Source organism: Tepidibacter formicigenes DSM 15518 (assembly GCF_900142235.1).
GTDB classification, from domain to species: domain Bacteria; phylum Bacillota; class Clostridia; order Peptostreptococcales; family Peptostreptococcaceae; genus Tepidibacter; species Tepidibacter formicigenes.
Genome location: NZ_FRAE01000004.1, coordinates 54893 through 69803 on the forward strand (window position 1 = coordinate 54893; position 14911 = coordinate 69803).

The window sequence follows — 14911 nt, forward strand, 5'->3', positions numbered from 1 at the left end:
TTGTGTGTTCTCTTTTTTAGAAGAATATTGAATGGAGGATTTTTTATGGATAAACCTATATATAAAAGGGTATTATTAAAATTAAGTGGAGAAGCTTTAGCTGGAGAAAAAGGATTTGGAATAAATAATGAAGTTGTAAATGAAATTGCTGTATCTATAAAGGAATTACAAAAAATGAGCATAGAGGTTGCTATAGTAGTAGGTGGAGGTAATTTTTGGAGAGGGAGAACTAGTGAAGGAATGGATAGAACTACTGCAGATCATATAGGAATGCTTGCTACTGTAATGAATTCTTTAGCTATGCAGGACGCTTTAGAAAATATAGGGGTTTTAACTAGAGTTCAGACCGCTATAGAAATGAGACAAATAGCAGAACCGTATATAAGAAGAAAAGCAATGAGACATTTAGAAAAAGATAGGGTAGTTATATTTGCAGCTGGAACAGGAAATCCATACTTTTCAACAGATACAGCAGCGGCATTAAGAGCAGCTGAAATTGAAGCTGAGGTTATACTTTTAGCTAAAAAAGTTGATGGAGTGTACGATAGTGACCCTATGGTAAATCCTGATGCTAAAAAGTTTGATAAACTTTCTTACATAGAAGTTTTAAAAAGAGGATTAAAAGTTATGGATTCAACAGCAACTTCTTTGTGTATGGATAATAAAATACCTATAAGGGTATTTGGGTTAAATAACTCTAAAAATATTATTGATGTTGTTTTAGGAAAAAACATTGGAACTATTGTAGAGGAGGAGTAATTATGAGATTAGAAGTTCATAAGGTTTTAGAAGAAAAAATGGAAAAAACTATTTCAGTTTTAAAAGAAGAGTTAGGAGTTATAAGAGCTGGAAGAGCAAATCCAGGAATGCTAGATAGAGTTATTGTAGATTATTATGGATCACCAACTCCAATTAAGCAATTAGCTACAGTATCTGCTCCAGAACCAAGATGTTTAGTAATTCAACCATGGGATATGTCGGCTTTAGGAAGTATTGAAAAAGCTATTCAATTAGCAGACTTAGGATTTAACCCGACTAATGATGGAAAAATGATAAGAATAGTTATTCCGCAACTTACAGAAGAAAGAAGAAAAGAGTTATTTAAACTTGCTAGCAAAACAGCAGAAAATTCTAAAGTAGCTCTGAGAAATGAAAGAAGAGATGCTAATGATAAGCTAAAGAAAATGCAAAAAGATGGTGAAATTACAGAAGATGATTTAAAAAAGGCTCAAGATGAGGTTCAAAAAATGACTGACAGTCATATAAAGAAAGTTGATGAACTTTTAGCTAAGAAAGAAAAAGAAATAATGGAGGTTTAAGTTGGATTATAATGAGCTATTAGGACTTGAACTTGAAAAAGCAGAAAATATACTTAAAAGTAAAAATATAAAATATATTGTTAATGAAACTAAAGGATATAAGGATAAAGAAATACTAAAACTTCCTAGAGTAATAATGGTAAAAGAAAAAGATAATAATATAGAACTTGTTATCACATATTTTTCCGACTCCTTAGAATAAGGAGTTGGAAAAATATTTACTTGGAGGAAAAGAATGAACAAAAGAGAAATAGAAAATATAGATAAAAATAATATTCCAAATCACATAGCTATAATAATGGATGGAAATGGAAGATGGGCTAAAAAAAGATTTTTACCTAGAACTTTTGGTCACAAAGCAGGAGTTGAAACTATAAGAGAGATTGTTAAGGAATGTAGTAGTTTAGGTGTCAAGTATTTAACACTATATGCTTTTTCAACAGAAAATTGGAAAAGACCTAAAGATGAAGTAAATGCTTTGATGAACTTGCTAGTTGAATATTTAAGAAAAGAAGTTAAAGAACTTCATAAGAATAATGTTATTTTAAATACAATAGGAGATGTTTTTTGTCTTCCTAAAATTGCTCAAGAAGAGTTAAAAAAAGCTAAAGAACTTACAAAAAATAATGATGGATTAGTTCTTACTTTAGCATTAAACTATGGAAGTAGAAATGATATAAAAAATGCTATAATAAATATATTAAAAGAATATGATAAAGGAAATGTATGCATAGAAGATATAGATGAAGATTTTATAAAAAATTATTTAAGTACTAGAGATATACCAGATCCTGATATTTTAATCAGACCTAGTGGAGAGTATAGAGTTAGCAATTTTTTATTATGGGAAATAGCTTATTCGGAATTTTGGTTTTCAGAGATATATTGGCCGGATTTTAAAAAAGAGAATTTACATAAAGTTATTTTAGATTATCAAAATAGAGAAAGAAGATTTGGAGGACTTAAATAGGGGGAATTGTATGTTTATTAGAATATTATCATCAATAATACTATTACCAGTTTTGATATTTATATTGATAAATGGAGGAATTCCCCTCTATTTAGGTGTTTCAGTGGTTTCTTTAATAGCTCTTAAGGAATTTTATGATGCTTTTAAAGAAAAAAAAATAAATTCAATTAACATAGTTGGATATATGATAAGTTTATTATTTTTTATGTTTTCAACTTTTAAAATTAATAATCAGTATATGCTAGGTTTAAGTTTTATTTTATTTTTCATAGCATGCATATTAGTAGTTTTAAGAAAATATAATATTATGGATATGAGTGTAACTTTTTTAGGTGTAATATATATACCATATTTATTAAATCACATAACATTAATTACAAATTTTAAAAATTATAATTATATTTGGTTAGTTTTTATAATAGCTTGGATGACTGACACTTTTGCATATTTTAGCGGATATTTTTTTGGCAAGAATAAATTAATACCTGAAGTTAGCCCTAAAAAAACTATAGAAGGCAGTATAGGAGGAATTATAGGAAGTTCAATCTCATGTGCTGTATTTGGATACTTATTTAATTTTAATTTGTTCCATATGATTATAATAGGTTTGGTTGGTAGTATAGTTGCTCAGATTGGTGACCTATTTGCATCTTCTATAAAAAGGGTTTTAGGAATAAAGGACTATGGAAAATTAATACCTGGACATGGAGGTATATTAGATAGATTTGATAGTATTATTTTTACAGCTCCTTTTGTATATTATTATATATTATTTTTCATTAAATAGCTTCAGAATGGTCTGAAGCTATTATACTACTTTACATAAGAAGGGATGAATAATATGAAAAATATAGCTATTTTAGGATCGACAGGCTCAATAGGAACTCAAGCTTTAGAAGTTGCTAGAAATAATAAAGATAAATTTAACATTGTAGCTTTAGCAGCAAATACAAATATATATAAGTTATTAGAGCAAATAAAAGAATTTAAACCGAAAGTTATTGCTGTATATGATGAAAATAAAGCTAAGGAGTTAAAAGAAATTTTACCAAATAATATAAGCACAGAAATATGTTGGGGAATGGAAGGATTAAAGCTTATAGCATCTTTAGAAGAAGCAGATATATTAATTACAGCTTTGATAGGAATGATTGGCCTTATTCCTACACTAGAAGCTATAAAAGAAAGAAAAACTATTGCTCTTGCAAACAAAGAAACACTTGTCACCGCTGGAAATTTAGTTATGAAAAAAGCTAAAGAAAAGGGAGTTAACATAATACCTGTTGATAGTGAACATTCAGCTATATTTCAGTGCTTAAATGGAGAAAATAATAAAAGTATTGAAAAATTAATATTAACAGCTTCTGGAGGACCTTTTAGAAATAGAAAAAAAGAAGAACTTTTAACTGTTACAAAAAACGAAGCATTAAAGCACCCAAATTGGAGCATGGGAAGGAAAATAAGTATAGATTCAGCTACTCTTATGAACAAAGGATTAGAGGTAATAGAAGCAAAATGGTTATTTGATGTTGATGTAGAAGATATAGAGGTACTTGTTCATCCTCAAAGTATTATACATTCAATGGTTCAATTCAAAGATAGTTCTGTAGTTGCTCAACTTGGAAATCCAGATATGAAGCTTCCTATACAATATGCACTATCTTATCCAGATAGAATCCACAGTGATTTTGAGAGACTTGATCTTGCAAAAATAAGTTCTTTAACTTTTGAAAAACCTGATATGGATACTTTTCCATGCTTAGAACTTGCTTATGAATCATTAAAAAATGGAGGAACATATCCTACTGTTTTAAATGCTGCAAATGAAGTTTTAGTAAGTGAGTTTTTGAATGATAATATTAAATTTTATGATATACCATTATATATAGAAAAAGCTCTTGAAAAACATTCTTCAGTAAAAAATCCTACTTTAGAAGAAATATTATATATAGACAATTGGAGTAGACAATTTATTAAGGAAACCATAAAATAGGAAGGTGAAAAGATGACTATAATTATATCACTTATAGTGTTTGGAATTCTTGTTTTGTTTCATGAATTTGGTCATTTTATAGTTGCTAAAAAATCAGGGGTAAAAGTACATGAATTTGCTATAGGTATGGGACCTAAAATATATGGGTTTAAAGGAGAAGAAACAGAATATACAATAAGAGCTCTCCCGTTGGGAGGATATGTAAAAATGGAAGGAGAAGATGAAGTATCAGATGACCCTAGAAGTTTTAACAATAAAAATGTATTTCAAAAAATAAGTATAATATTTGCAGGACCTTTAATGAATTTTGTACTTGCTATATTATTATTTACGTTAATGTCTATGTACCAGGGAGTTCCAAGTACAACTATAAAAAATACAATAAATAATCTTCCCGCTCAAGAAGTAGGGATTAAACCTGGGGATAAGATTGTTAAAATTGACAATATTGAGATTAAAAGCTGGGATGATGTAAGAAAAACTATAAATGCATCTAAAAGTAAAAATATAAATATGGAGATTGTTAGAGATGGAAAAATAATTAAATATGAGATTGCTCCTAAAGAAAAAAATGGAAGAATGATGGTAGGAATACAACCTAAATACGAAAAAAGTATAGTTTTATCTTTAAAATATGCAGTAAATCAGACTATTTTTCTTTTAGATCAAATGATTAATTTCCTGGGAAAAGCTATAACAGGAAACGTATCTTCTGAACAGGTTGCTGGACCTGTAGGGATAATAAACGTAGTTGGCCAGGCTGCAAAAGCTGGATTTGTGTATGTAATAAATTTTGCTGCTGTAATTAGTATTAATTTAGGTCTGTTTAACTTACTTCCTGTACCAGCACTCGATGGAGGAAGAATTGTATTTTTATTAATAGAACTAATAAGAGGTAAAAAAATAGATCCAGAAAAAGAAGGAACAATTCATTTTATAGGACTTGTAGCTTTAATGCTTCTTATGATATTTGTTACTTATAAAGATATTACTAGAATAATAAAGTAGAAGGTGATTTTTTGAGAAAATTAACAAAAGAAGTAGTATGTGGAAGTGTTAAAATTGGAGGAAATAACCCTATAACTATTCAATCTATGACTAATACAGATACAAGAGATGTAAATTCTACCGTAAATCAAATAAAAGGACTTGAAGAAGTAGGTTGTGATATAATTAGAGTTGCAGTTCCTGATATGGAAGCGGCAAGTAAGCTTTTGGATATAAAAAGAAAAATAAATATTCCAATAATAGCTGATATACACTTTGATTACAAGTTAGCTCTTGAATCTATAAAGCAAGGTGTTGATGGGCTTAGAATTAATCCTGGTAATATAGGTGATTTGGGAAGAGTAAAGAAAATAGTTGAAAAAGCAAAAGAAAGAAACATTAAAATAAGAATAGGGGTCAATGGAGGATCTCTAGAAAAAGATCTCCTTGAAAAATATAAAAAACCTACAGCACAGGCTTTAGTAGAAAGTGCAATGAGACATGTTAAAATTCTTGAAGAACTTGATTTTGATAATATAGTAATTTCTTTAAAATCTAGTGATATATATACTACAGTTTCTGCATATGAACTTATGTCTCAAAAGGTAAATTATCCACTTCATATAGGCATAACTGAATCTGGAAGCGTAAGAAAAGGTACAATAAAATCTTCTATAGGGATAGGATATTTACTTTTAAGAGGAATAGGTGATACTATTAGAGTTTCACTAACAGGAGATCCTAAAGAGGAAATTTTTGTAGGAAAGGAAATATTGAAATCTTTAGGATTGATTGAAGGAGGAGTAAAGATGATATCTTGTCCTACATGTGGAAGATGTAATATAGATTTAATAAATATAGCATCTAAAGTAGAAGAGAAAATAAAAGACATAGATAAGAATATGACTGTTGCTATAATGGGATGTGCTGTAAATGGACCAGGAGAAGCTAGAGAAGCAGATATAGGAATTGCTGGAGGAAACGGTGAAGGACTTCTATTTAAAAAAGGTAAGATTGTAAGAAAAATAAAAAGTGAATATTTAGTAGATGAATTAATTAATGAAATTAAAAAATTCTAGACTTTTTAGTCTAGAATTTTTATGTTAATGTATTAAAAACTTTCTAGGAGGAAGTTATGGAAGGTATAAAGGAATATTTAACTAAAATAGGATTAGATAAAGTAAAATTAGATTCTACATTCAATAATGTATGTATAAAAAAAATATTATATTTTAGAGAAGATAAAATAGTTTATATATTTTTAGAATCAAATAAAATACTAAAAATTAATACTTTGAAAAAATTAGAAATTGAAATAAAAAATAAGTTGGATTATTTTAATAGCATAAGAATAAAAGTAAGATATAAAGATTTAGATATAAATAATATTATTAATATTTTAGATTCTTACTGGAATAACATATTGTTTGTAATTAAATCATTGGTGCCTTCAATTAATTGTATATGCAATGAAATAAAATGGAAATATGAAGATAATTCATTCAAAATAAGCATAAATGATGAAATTTTATATAAAAGACTAACAATTAAAAATGCTTCATATTCTATAAAAAACATTATTAATGAAGAATTAGGGTTAGACTTAAATGTGAATTTTATTTTACAGCCTAAGGAAACTTTAGATTTACAGGAGTATATGTCAAAAAAAGATGAAGAAACTAATGATATATTGAATAAAATTATAAGTATTAAAGAAATTGAAGAAGAAAAAGTAGAAAAAGATGATAAGAATGAAAGTGAAAAACAAGAAACTAATTTAATATATGGAAAAGAGAATATAGATCCTATAGAAATAATTAAGAATATTACTCCTGAAACAGGAAGAGTTTCTATAAAAGGCGAAGTATTTGATATAGAGGTTAGAGAATTAAAAGGTGGAAGAACTCTTCTTACAATTTCTATCACAGACTATACAAGCTCTATAAAATGTAAATTATTTTTAAGAGAAAATAATAAAGATAATATCATAGATAATATAAAGAAAGGTTCATACTTAAGAATAAGAGGAAATGCATTGTTTGATAATTATTCACAGGAACTTATTATTAATATATCTGATATACAAAGATCTAAAAAGAAAGAAAGAATAGATAATAGTAGAGAGAAAAGGGTAGAACTTCATCTTCATACTCAAATGTCTGCTATGGATGCTGTTACATCTGCTTCAAAGCTGATTGAAAGAGCTGCAAAATGGGGACATAAAGCTATTGCAATTACTGACCATGGAGTAGTTCAAGGATTTCCAGAAGCCATGGATGCTGCAAAAAAATATGGAATAAAAGTGATTTATGGTGTAGAAGGATATTTAGTAAATGATACTAATCCTATAATAAAAAATCCAAATAAATTGCCTCTTGAGCAAAACTTTGTAGTATTTGATATAGAGACTACAGGGTTTTCTGCTAAAAATGACAGAATTACAGAAATTGGAGCAGTAAAGATAAAAAACTTTGAGATAGTTGATAGATTTAGCGTTTTAGTTAATCCCGAGAAATCAATTCCATATAAAGTACAAGAACTTACGGGAATAACTAATGATATGGTAAAAAATGAACCTACTATAGAAAAAATAATGCCAGAATTTCTAGAATTTATAAAAGGCAGTGTATTAGTTGCTCATAACGCGGATTTTGATATAGGATTTATAAAAGAAAATTGTAATAGATTATCTCTTGAATTTAATAATAGATTTATAGATACGATAGCTCTTGCTAAAGAATTGCTTCCAAATTTAAAAAGATATAAATTAAATATAGTTGCAAAAGAATTAAATGTATCTCTTGAAAATCATCATAGAGCAGTAGATGATGCAGAAGCTACTTCTGAAATATTCATTAAATTTTTAGATATGTTAAAAGAAAAAGGAGTAAGCACTTTAAATCAAGTTAATGAAATATTTAAGGAAACAGATTATAAAAAAATAAGAACAAATCATATAACTATACTTGTAAAAAATTATACTGGGCTTAAAAATCTATATAAAATAATTTCTCAGTCTCATATCAATTACTTCTACAAAAATCCAAGAATACCAAAGAGTGTATTATCTAAATATAGAGAAGGACTTATAATTGGATCTGCTTGTGAAAATGGAGAAGTTTATCAAAGTATACTAAAAAATAAAGAAGAAGATGAGATAAAAGAGATTATAGAATTTTATGATTATTTAGAAATTATGCCTCTTGACAATAATAAATTTATGATAGAAAAAGAAATAGTTAAAGATTATGAAGAATTGAAAGATATTAATAGAAAATTAATAGAACTTGGAGAAAAATACAATAAACTTGTAGTTGCTACAGGAGATGTGCATTTTTTAGACCCTCATGATGAAATTTATAGGAAAATATTAAAACATTCTCAGGGGTTTAAAAATGCAGATGAAGAAGTTCCTCTATATTTTAGAACTACAGATGAAATGCTGAATGAATTTAGTTATTTAGGGGATGATATAGCTAGAAAAGTTGTTATAACAAATACTAATAAAATAGCTGATAGTGTAGATATAATAAAGCCAATTCCAGATGAAACATGCACACCTGTAATAGAAGGTTCTGAGGAAGCTCTAAGGAATATGTGTTACGAAAAAGCTCATGGAATGTATGGAGAAATTCTTCCTGATATAGTTAAAGATAGACTAGAAAGAGAGTTAAACTCTATAATAAGTAATGGATATGCAGTACTTTATATAATTTCACAAAAACTTGTTACAAAATCATTAGAAGATGGATATCTAGTAGGCTCTAGAGGTTCTGTTGGTTCTTCTTTTGTAGCTACAATGAGTGATATAACAGAAGTTAATCCTTTACCTGCTCATTATAGATGTGAGAAATGTCTTTATTCTGAATTCTTTGAAACAGGAAGTTATACATCAGGTGCAGATTTACCTGATAAAAATTGCCCTAATTGTAAGATTCCTTTTATAAAAGATGGACATGATATACCTTTTGAGGTATTCTTAGGTTTTGAAGGCGATAAAGAGCCAGATATAGACCTTAATTTTGCAGGAGAATACCAACCAAATGCTCATAAATATACAGAAGTTTTATTTGGAGAAGGATATGTATATAGAGCTGGAACTATAGGTACTATAGCAGATAAAACTGCTTATGGATTTGCAAAAAAATATATAGAAGAAAATGAAATTACTACAACATCAGCAGAGATTAATAGGTTGGCTAGTGGATGTACAGGAATAAAAAGGACATCAGGTCAGCATCCAGGAGGAGTTATGGTAGTTCCTCATTATAAGGAAATTTATGATTTTTCACCTATTCAATATCCAGCTAACGATCCTTCATCAGGAGTTATAACTACTCATTTTGACTACCATTCTATAAGTGGTAGAATACTTAAGCTTGATATACTTGGACACGATGTTCCCACTATAATAAGAATGCTTGAAGATATAACAGAAATTAATGCCACTAAAATACCTCTTGATGATAAAAAAACAATGTCTATATTCACATCTACTGAGGCTTTAGGAGTAACTCCTGAAGATATTAATTGTCCTATAGGGAGTCTTGGTATACCTGAATTTGGAACTAAGTTCGTAAGGCAAATGCTTTTGGATACAAAGCCTACAACTTTTGGAGAACTTGTTAGAATATCGGGACTTTCACATGGTACAGATGTTTGGCTTAATAATGCTCAAGACCTAGTAAGAGATGGAGTAGTTACACTTAAAGATGTTATATCAACAAGAGATGATATTATGAACTATTTAATATTTAAGGGGTTAAAGCCAAAATTAGCATTTCAAATCATGGAAAAGGTTAGAAAAGGCAAAGGTTTAAAGCCTGAGGATGAAGCTGAAATGAGAAAGAATAATGTGCCTCAGTGGTATATAGATTCTTGTAAGAAGATAAAATATATGTTTCCTAAGGCTCATGCTGTTGCATATGTTATGATGTCATTTAGAATTGCTTATTTTAAAGTTTATTATCCTTGTGCATTTTATGCAACATATTTTACAACGAAAGCTGAAGATTTTGATGCAGAATTGATTGTAAAAGGGAAAGATGCAGTAATGGAAAAAATAAAAGAAATAGAAAAATTAGGTAATGGTGCCACTGCAAAAGAAAAAAATATGCTGACAGTACTTGAAGTTGTTGTAGAGATGTTTGCAAGAAATATTGAGATTTTAAGAGTTGATTTATATAAGTCTGATGCAAAAAAATTTAAGATACTAGATGGAAAGTTGTTACCTCCACTAATCGCTCTTCAAGGGGTAGGAGCTAATGCTGCAGTAAATATAGCGGTTGAAAGAGAAAAAGAAGAATTTTTATCTATAGAAGATTTAAGGAAAAGAACTAAAATTTCTAAGACTGTTATAGAGACTTTAAAAAGCCATGGCTGTCTTGAAGGTATGCCTGATACAAATCAATTGTCATTACTGTGATAAGTTGCACAAAAAAACATTATATGGTATACTAGTATAGAAAAATATATGTTTTGTGAAAATATAGAGTGGGGGCATTCCCACTCTTTCTTTTATAGTTCATATATATTTAAAATTGAATAAAGGAGGATTAGTAAATGAGAAAAAACATAGAAAAAACAGTAGAAGACTTAGTACTTCCAATAGTTGAAAAAGAAAATTTTGAATTAATTGACATAGAATACGTTCAAGAAGCAGGACATAAATACTTAAGAGTATATATAGATAAAGATGGAGGAATATCTCTAAATGACTGTAAATTGGTAAGTGAAGAATTAAGCAAAAAATTAGATGAGTTAGATCCAATAAAGGAGAATTACTTTTTAGAAGTATCATCTCCAGGCCTTGATAGGCCACTAAAAAAAGATAAAGATTTTGAAAGATATAAAGGAAGAGATGTTGAATTAAAACTATATAAATCTTTAGATGGTAAAAAGCAGTTTGAAGGAGAGCTTTTAGGATTATTTGATGGAATAATTAAAATAAAATCTGATAAAGAAGTATTTGAATTTAACAAAAAAGATGTATCTATAATTAGGTTATCTGTAAAAATTTAATAAGGAGGAAAAATAATGAATGTAGAATTTATAGAAGCTTTAGATCAGCTAGAAAAAGAAAAAGGAGTATCTAAGGAAATACTAATAGACACAATTGAAGCGGCGCTAGTTTCAGCGTACAAGAGAAACTTTGGATCTTCTCAAAATGTTAGAACTGAAATTGATAGAGAAAATGGAGATGTAAAAGTATATACTCAGAAAAAAGTAGTAGATGAAGTAGAAAATGACTTTCTTGAAATATCTCTAGAAGAAGCAAGAGAATTTAATCCAAACTATGAAATTGAAGATATAGTAGAATTTGAAGTGACTCCTAAAAACTTTGGAAGAATAGCAGCTCAAACTGCTAAGCAAGTTGTAGTTCAAAGAATTAGAGAAGCAGAAAGAGAAGTAATATACGAAGAGTTTGTAAATAGAGAAAGTGAAATAGTAACAGGAATAGTAGCAAGAGTAAGTAAAGGAATAGTTTATGTATCCCTAGGAAGGGTAGAAGGAGTATTAAATCAAACTGAGCAAATTCCAGGTGAAACGTATGAAATAGGACAAAGAATAAAATCATATATACTAGAAGTTAAAAAGACAACAAAAGGACCACAAATATTATTATCTAGAAGTCATCCAGGTCTTGTTAAAAGATTATTTGAACTTGAAGTTCCTGAAATATATGATGGAGTTGTTCAAATAAAATCAATAGCTAGAGAAGCGGGATCTAGAACAAAAATGGCAGTACATTCAGTAGATGAAAATGTAGATCCTATAGGAGCTTGTGTTGGTCCTAAAGGAATTAGAGTAAAAAATATAGTTGACGAACTTAAAGAAGAGAAAATAGATATAATTAAGTATAGTCAGGATCCAGGTGAATTTATTTCAAGTTCATTAAGTCCATCAAAAGTAATATCTGTAGAAGTAGACGAAAACGAAAAAAGTGCAAAAGTTGTAGTACCAGATTATCAATTATCCTTAGCTATAGGTAAAGAAGGACAAAATGCTAGACTTGCAGCAAAGCTTACAAATTGGAAAATTGATATAAAAAGTGAAAGCCAAGCTAAATAAGATTAATTATAAAGGAGGAGATATTCTTGAAACAAAAGAAAATACCTCAACGTAAATGTATAGCTTGTCAAGACAGAGACTCTAAAAGAGATTTAATAAGAATAGTTAAAAATAAAGAAGGAGAAATATTTGTAGACCCTACAGGAAAAGCTAATGGTAGAGGTGCTTATATTTGTAATAATGTAGAATGTTTAGAGAAGGCTGTAAAAAGCAGAGCTTTAAATAGAGCTTTTAAATTAGAAATTCCACAAGAAATCTATGAAAAGTTAGGAGAGGAAATAAAAAAATATGAAAAATAAGATACTCTCTTTATTAGGACTTGCTTTAAAAAGTGGAAATTTAGTATCAGGAGACGATACTACTTTAAAGGAATTAAAGAAAAATAAAATCAAACTTGTAGTTATTGCACAGGATGCATCTGATAATACAAAAAAACTTTTTATAGATAAATCTAGATTTAGAAATGTAGAATATGCTTTATTTGCAACTAAAGAAGAATTAGGAAAAAGCATAGGAAAAAGTAGTAGAGCTGTTATAGGAATAAAAGATAAAAATTTTGCAAATAAAATAAAAGAATTAATAGGGGGTGAAGCTTTTGTCAAAGACAAGAGTTTATAAATTAGCGCAAGAAATTGGAATGTCAAGTAAAGACCTTATGGAAAAATTAGAAGAATTAGATATTAAAGTAGCAAATCATATGAGTACACTAGATGAAGAAGAGGCGGAACTTATCATTGAACTTTTAAAAGATGAAAAAGGAAATAGTAATTCTAATAATCAAGATGAAATAGCAGTTGAGGAAGAAGATGATAATATTCCTAAAATTGAAATAGGAAGTAAAATATCAGTTCAAAATTTAGCTCAATTATTAGATAAAACCCCTTCTGAAGTTATTACTAAACTAATAAAATTAGGAGTAATGGCAACAATAAATCAGGAAATAGATTATGATATTGCAGAACTTGTAGCTTTAGATTATGGATTTAAAGCTATACAAGAAGAAGAAAAAGACATAATAGAAGAATATATGGAAATAGAAGAAGATAAGCCAGAAGATTTAGAGCCTAGACCTCCAATAGTAACAGTTATGGGACACGTTGATCACGGAAAAACATCTTTACTTGATGCTATAAGACATAGTAATGTTACAGCTAAAGAAGCAGGAGGAATAACTCAGCATATAGGAGCTTCAGAAGTTACTGTTGATGGCAAAAAAATAGTGTTCTTAGATACCCCAGGACATGAAGCTTTTACTGCTATGAGAGCGAGAGGTGCTCAAGTTACGGATATTGCTATACTTGTAGTAGCAGCAGATGATGGAATAATGCCTCAAACAATAGAAGCAATTAACCACGCAAAAGCAGCAGGAGTTCCAATAATAGTAGCTATAAATAAAATGGATAAGCAAGGAGCAAATCCAGATAGAGTAAAACAAGAACTTGCAGATCAGGGACTTTTAGTTGAAGATTGGGGTGGAGATGTAATATCTGTTCCAGTTTCAGCTCTTAAGAATGAAAATATAGACACTATACTTGAAATGATATTACTTGTTGCAGAAATGGAAGAACTTAAAGCAAATCCTAATAGAAAGGCAGTAGGAACAGTTGTAGAAGCTCAGCTTGATAAAGGAAGAGGTCCAGTTGCTACTGTGCTTGTTCAAAATGGAACTCTAAGAGTAGGGGATTCAATTGTTGTTGGAAATGTTTATGGAAAAATAAGAGCTATGATAAATGATAAAGGTAAAAGAGTAAAAGAAGCTGGTCCTTCTATTCCAGTTGAAATTTTAGGACTTTCTGAGGTTCCAGAAGCAGGAGATCAATTTGTAGTAGTTGGAAGTGATAAAATTGCTAGAAGTATATCAGAAAAAAGAAAAGAAAAACTAAGAGAGGAACAATTAAAAGCAACTCAAAAGGTTTCACTTGATGATTTATTTAAACAAATGGAACAAGGTGAAATAAAGGAACTTAATATAATAGTAAAAGCTGATGTTCAAGGTTCAGTTCAAGCTGTTAAACAATCTTTAGAAAAATTAAGTAATGAAGAAGTTGCTGTAAAGGTAATACATGGTGGAGTAGGAGCTATAACTGAGTCTGATGTAATGCTTGCAAGTGCTTCGAATGCAATTATAATAGGATTTAATGTAAGACCAGTTGCTGGAGCAACATCAGTTGCTCAAACTGAAAAAGTTGATGTTAGAACATATAGAATAATATATAAGGCTATAGAAGATATACAAGCTGCTATGAAGGGGATGCTTGATCCTGAGTTTATTGAAGAAGATTTAGGTAAAGCAGAAGTTAGAGCTACATTTAAAGTTTCTGGAGTGGGAACTATAGCAGGATGTTATGTCCTTAACGGTAAAATTGCTAGAAACGCAAAAGTAAGATTAGTTAGAGATGGTATAGTAGTACATGAAGGAGAGCTTTCTTCATTAAAGAGATTTAAAGATGATGCAAAAGAGGTAGCTTCAGGTTATGAATGTGGTATAGGACTTGAAAAATATAACGATCTTAAAGAAGGAGATATTATAGAAGCTTATATAGTAAAAGAAAAGAAAAGATAATATATAGA

At 29.0% G+C, this 14911-nt stretch carries 14 protein-coding genes; all 14 read left to right on the forward strand.

Features of this window, described 5'->3' with window-relative positions; genetic code table 11:
- Nucleotides 1-45: 45 nt before the first annotated feature.
- The 14 genes from pyrH (at nt 46) to infB (ending at nt 14903) form a co-directional block, all read left to right on the forward strand.
- The gene (pyrH, locus tag BUA77_RS00325) at nt 46-759 is read left to right on the forward strand and encodes a UMP kinase (protein WP_072886417.1); all 714 of its coding nucleotides are present in this window, start codon (nt 46-48) and stop codon (nt 757-759) included.
- A 2-nt stretch (nt 760-761) separates the two neighbouring features.
- Complete coding sequence (gene frr / locus BUA77_RS00330) at nt 762-1319, forward strand: ribosome recycling factor (RefSeq protein ID WP_072886418.1); 558 nt, start codon at nt 762-764, stop codon at nt 1317-1319.
- Between the two features lies 1 nt (nt 1320).
- Entirely contained in the window at nt 1321-1521 is a 201-nt protein-coding gene (locus BUA77_RS00335; protein ID WP_072886419.1) for a hypothetical protein, read from the forward strand.
- Nucleotides 1522-1554: 33 nt separating this feature from the next.
- A complete protein-coding gene (locus BUA77_RS00340; protein ID WP_072886420.1) occupies nt 1555-2289 on the forward strand; it encodes an isoprenyl transferase in 735 nt (244 codons plus the stop codon).
- Nucleotides 2290-2299: 10 nt separating this feature from the next.
- Nucleotides 2300-3076, forward strand: coding sequence for a phosphatidate cytidylyltransferase (locus BUA77_RS00345; RefSeq protein ID WP_072886421.1), 777 nt, complete (start codon nt 2300-2302; stop codon nt 3074-3076).
- A 54-nt stretch (nt 3077-3130) separates the two neighbouring features.
- Complete coding sequence (locus tag BUA77_RS00350) at nt 3131-4282, forward strand: 1-deoxy-D-xylulose-5-phosphate reductoisomerase (RefSeq protein ID WP_072886422.1); 1152 nt, start codon at nt 3131-3133, stop codon at nt 4280-4282.
- 12 nt (nt 4283-4294) lie between these two features.
- On the forward strand, nt 4295-5290 hold the full coding sequence (gene rseP, locus BUA77_RS00355) for an RIP metalloprotease RseP (RefSeq protein WP_072886423.1): 996 nt from the start codon (nt 4295-4297) through the stop codon (nt 5288-5290).
- 11 nt (nt 5291-5301) lie between these two features.
- Entirely contained in the window at nt 5302-6348 is a 1047-nt protein-coding gene (gene ispG, locus BUA77_RS00360) for a flavodoxin-dependent (E)-4-hydroxy-3-methylbut-2-enyl-diphosphate synthase (RefSeq protein ID WP_072886424.1), read from the forward strand.
- A 56-nt stretch (nt 6349-6404) separates the two neighbouring features.
- Entirely contained in the window at nt 6405-10694 is a 4290-nt protein-coding gene (locus BUA77_RS00365; protein ID WP_072886425.1) for a PolC-type DNA polymerase III, read from the forward strand.
- 137 nt (nt 10695-10831) lie between these two features.
- Nucleotides 10832-11290: a ribosome maturation factor RimP gene (locus BUA77_RS00370; protein ID WP_072886426.1), complete on the forward strand. Its 459-nt coding sequence runs from the start codon at nt 10832-10834 to the stop codon at nt 11288-11290.
- Between the two features lie 15 nt (nt 11291-11305).
- Entirely contained in the window at nt 11306-12340 is a 1035-nt protein-coding gene (gene nusA, locus BUA77_RS00375; protein ID WP_072886427.1) for a transcription termination factor NusA, read from the forward strand.
- A 26-nt stretch (nt 12341-12366) separates the two neighbouring features.
- Nucleotides 12367-12639 (forward strand): RNase P modulator RnpM, encoded by a 273-nt coding sequence (gene rnpM / locus BUA77_RS00380; RefSeq protein WP_072886428.1) that lies wholly within the window; start codon nt 12367-12369, stop codon nt 12637-12639.
- Nucleotides 12629-12958, forward strand: a complete 330-nt coding sequence (locus BUA77_RS00385; protein WP_072886429.1) for a L7Ae/L30e/S12e/Gadd45 family ribosomal protein — start codon at nt 12629-12631, stop codon at nt 12956-12958. The genes rnpM and BUA77_RS00385 overlap by 11 nt, the downstream gene beginning before the upstream one ends.
- Nucleotides 12936-14903: a translation initiation factor IF-2 gene (gene infB, locus BUA77_RS00390; RefSeq protein ID WP_072886430.1), complete on the forward strand. Its 1968-nt coding sequence runs from the start codon at nt 12936-12938 to the stop codon at nt 14901-14903. The genes BUA77_RS00385 and infB overlap by 23 nt, the downstream gene beginning before the upstream one ends.
- Nucleotides 14904-14911 lie beyond the last annotated feature (8 nt).

Excerpts from the sequence above, each read along its gene's own strand:
- pyrH (WP_072886417.1), top strand. The coding sequence starts at position 46 with ATGGATAAACCTATATATAAAAGGGTATTATTAAAATTAAGTGGAGAA.
- BUA77_RS00350 (WP_072886422.1), top strand. The coding sequence starts at position 3,131 with ATGAAAAATATAGCTATTTTAGGATCGACAGGCTCAATAGGAACTCAA.
- rseP (WP_072886423.1), top strand. The coding sequence starts at position 4,295 with ATGACTATAATTATATCACTTATAGTGTTTGGAATTCTTGTTTTGTTT.
- BUA77_RS00370 (WP_072886426.1), top strand. The coding sequence starts at position 10,832 with ATGAGAAAAAACATAGAAAAAACAGTAGAAGACTTAGTACTTCCAATA.
- BUA77_RS00340 (WP_072886420.1), top strand. The coding sequence starts at position 1,555 with ATGAACAAAAGAGAAATAGAAAATATAGATAAAAATAATATTCCAAAT.
- BUA77_RS00365 (WP_072886425.1), top strand. The coding sequence starts at position 6,405 with ATGGAAGGTATAAAGGAATATTTAACTAAAATAGGATTAGATAAAGTA.
- nusA (WP_072886427.1), top strand. The coding sequence starts at position 11,306 with ATGAATGTAGAATTTATAGAAGCTTTAGATCAGCTAGAAAAAGAAAAA.
- BUA77_RS00385 (WP_072886429.1), top strand. The coding sequence starts at position 12,629 with ATGAAAAATAAGATACTCTCTTTATTAGGACTTGCTTTAAAAAGTGGA.
- frr (WP_072886418.1), top strand. The coding sequence starts at position 762 with ATGAGATTAGAAGTTCATAAGGTTTTAGAAGAAAAAATGGAAAAAACT.
- BUA77_RS00345 (WP_072886421.1), top strand. The coding sequence starts at position 2,300 with ATGTTTATTAGAATATTATCATCAATAATACTATTACCAGTTTTGATA.